A 2,492-nucleotide genomic window follows, 5' to 3' on the forward strand; every position below is an offset into this window, starting at 1 on the left:
TCATGCCGGATCATGTGCACATGCTGGTGAGTATTCCTCCAAAAATCAGTGTATCAAGTTTCATGGGGTACCTGAAAGGAAAAAGACTCATTGATGATTTTCGATAAGCATGCAAACCTGAAGTACAAATTTGGCAATAGGAAATTCTTGGCGGAAGGATATTTCGTCAGTACGGTAGGACTCAATGAGGTAACGGTCAAAAAATACATTCAGCAGCAAGAGAAGCATGATATTCTGCAAGATCGAGTAAGTACCCGAGAATACCAAAACCCCTTCCAGGGGTAAGCCAAAGCGGCAAGGGCACTGGGCTTGAACAAAGTGAAAGCCAGCGCCTTTAGACGCTGGCCGGTAACAAGCCCTTATAGGGCTGGAGCAAACCACCCGCTATGCGGGTGGTTTTGATTTGTTTGAAAGTTAGGCGTCAACAAGTTCAACAGTGCTGTAGGCATCCTGAATTTTGAAAAGCAAGTTTTCCACGCGCTTCAACTCACGCGCCAGGATATGAACCACAACGCCCTCAAGTTCCGCCTCGGCGTCTATCTGCTCCAAAAGAGCGGTAAACGCAGTGACCGAGGATGAAGCGTTGAAAAGCACCTCGCGGAGACTCCCCGCTTCCTGATCTTCAAAAAGCTCTTGCTCGCAACGGATTGCCAAGGGTGAAAATCGATAGCACCGTATTTCATCCGTGGGAGTCGGTTCCTCTTCCGGTTCGCCCTCTGCCTTTGGTGGGTTGCTCAAATTGAGCAAGGCTTGCGCTGCTTCGGTGAGCATGGCGGCTATGGCTGCGAGGTCTGGTGAGGGAAGTTGGGGAGACAGCGTGCAAGACTGGTGGGAACTGGACATAAGACACCTCTTGGGATTTAGTATGAGAGCACTTCAAAATGAAGAACTCCGGGTGCTACTAACTGCCCAAGAGCAGCGGGTTATTTCCCTGTTGCCAGGTATTTTATTTCGCCCACACCCGGAGGATAATGCAGGAAACCACGCCATGTCAGAAACAAGGCGCAAGAAAACCCACAAACTGTCGGGGTGGGAAACCGTCTTGGGAGGAGTTAGTAGCTCCGTTAAAAACAAATCATAAGAGGAAGCATTCGTCAAGAGCCTGCTCTTCTGGAGTACGTTAGACAGCTTTCATGCAAAATCTCATATGAATCTGTTTTTCAGAAATTAGCTGCCAGCCAATTCAGGTAATAGGTAGTCAGCCAATGTAGGGCAATGCGTCTTCGCATATGGCTGTGCCCCTTTCCTCATACAACTTAGATTGAATGACTTAGCAGCAAGAATGAATACTTCATTATCAAGAAGCCACATGGCAGCGTCAAAATCCTCTGTGTATATTTGAAACTGATCTTGTCCACCGCTTTGGTAGTAGTGATCGATGAATTCTATTCTGTAATCCCCAGTATCAAAGTACCCTTCAAAAGGAGACTTTGCCAAATGCCAGCTAAATGTAGCTTTGTTGTGGGCATAGTCATAACCGCTAGTAAGAACTTCTTGGAAGCGGAGGTTGATTCTGGAATAGAGTCTAAAATTATTGCTAATTGTGTTGATGCAGGTGCATCCCCAGTATGTTAATTCTGTTAAATAAGGATCAATAATACATTTTTCAGCATACTTTTTCATCACTGGCAAGACATACTTGCTGAATTTCTGATCAGAAATCATTTTTTCAGCTCGTTTTGCTGTTCTGGCCCTTAAGCTTAAATCTTCTACGCGCTTATAATGCATTATTTTTGAATCATAACTTGAAAGCCATTTTTTTTTGATCATCATCTTGTATTAACTGGTCAAGTTCAGAGCAAGACAATTCTGGCATACTAGCATAGTTTATATTTCGCAATGTAGTATGATTTTCAAGTAGGCGAATCATATATAATTCATGGGAATTTAAATTTGATTTAGGTTCAGATTTAAAATATATTTTTACAATATCATCATAATTTTTTTTGTGTTGCAAAAATCTTCTGCATACATCAACAGTGGAGTAGCCCCCATTTCGACCGGACACCCCTCTAACTAGGGATGAGGTGCTGGAACTATGGCTGGAACTAGTGCTAAAACAAGTTCAACGGTGGAGATAGTAAACATAACGCCCCGTCGCCGTTGGTCTGTCGGCGAAAAAGTTCGCCTGATAGAGGCCAGCATGGCCCCAGGTCAGTCGGTTTCCCTGGTGGCACGAACGTATGGCGTTGCTCCGAATTTGCTTTACCGCTGGAGAAAGCAGATGAGTGAAGGCGGCAAAACAGCCATTGAAGCCAATGACGAGGTTGTCAGCGTTGCCGAAGTAAAGGCCCTGAAAAAGCGAATCCGGCAGTTGGAACGCGTCCTCGGTAACAAAACACTGGAAGTTGAAATCCTTAAAGAAGCTGTTCGCATTGGCCGCGAAAAAAAAAAACTCAATCTCGCGGCTGCCCTTGTCCGGCGTGGAGGATTTCCAGTGAAACGGGTCACAGACGCCTGGCGGTGTCCCGATCCAACACCTATGAGCGTAG

Annotated in this window: 3 protein-coding genes and 1 pseudogene; 2 read left to right on the forward strand and 2 right to left on the reverse strand. The window is 45.4% G+C overall.

All coding sequences use genetic code 11. The annotated features are described in order from the left end of the window. Positions 1–285, forward strand: a pseudogene (gene tnpA, locus HMPREF1022_RS00285) (IS200/IS605 family transposase); the annotation flags it as partial. 129 nt (positions 286–414) lie between these two features. Here tnpA and HMPREF1022_RS00290 read toward each other — a convergent pair. Beyond that, complete coding sequence (locus HMPREF1022_RS00290) at positions 415–843, reverse strand: hypothetical protein (protein ID WP_009301371.1); 429 nt, start codon at positions 841–843, stop codon at positions 415–417. A gap of 324 nt (positions 844–1,167) precedes the next feature. Further along, positions 1,168–1,773, reverse strand: a complete 606-nt coding sequence (locus tag HMPREF1022_RS00295; RefSeq protein ID WP_156802777.1) for a hypothetical protein — start codon at positions 1,771–1,773, stop codon at positions 1,168–1,170. A 265-nt stretch (positions 1,774–2,038) separates the two neighbouring features. Here HMPREF1022_RS00295 and HMPREF1022_RS16835 point away from each other — a divergent pair. Next, on the forward strand, positions 2,039–2,492 hold a 454-nt coding region (locus tag HMPREF1022_RS16835), incomplete at its 3' end, for a transposase (protein ID WP_156802816.1).

It is taken from the genome of Desulfovibrio sp. 6_1_46AFAA, assembly GCF_000224635.1.
GTDB classification, from domain to species: Bacteria; Desulfobacterota; Desulfovibrionia; order Desulfovibrionales; family Desulfovibrionaceae; genus Desulfovibrio; species Desulfovibrio fairfieldensis.

Coding starts and splice junctions, on each gene's coding strand:
- HMPREF1022_RS00290 (WP_009301371.1), bottom strand. CDS start 843: ATGTCCAGTTCCCACCAGTCTTGCACGCTGTCTCCCCAACTTCCCTCA.
- HMPREF1022_RS00295 (WP_156802777.1), bottom strand. CDS start 1,773: ATGATGATCAAAAAAAAATGGCTTTCAAGTTATGATTCAAAAATAATG.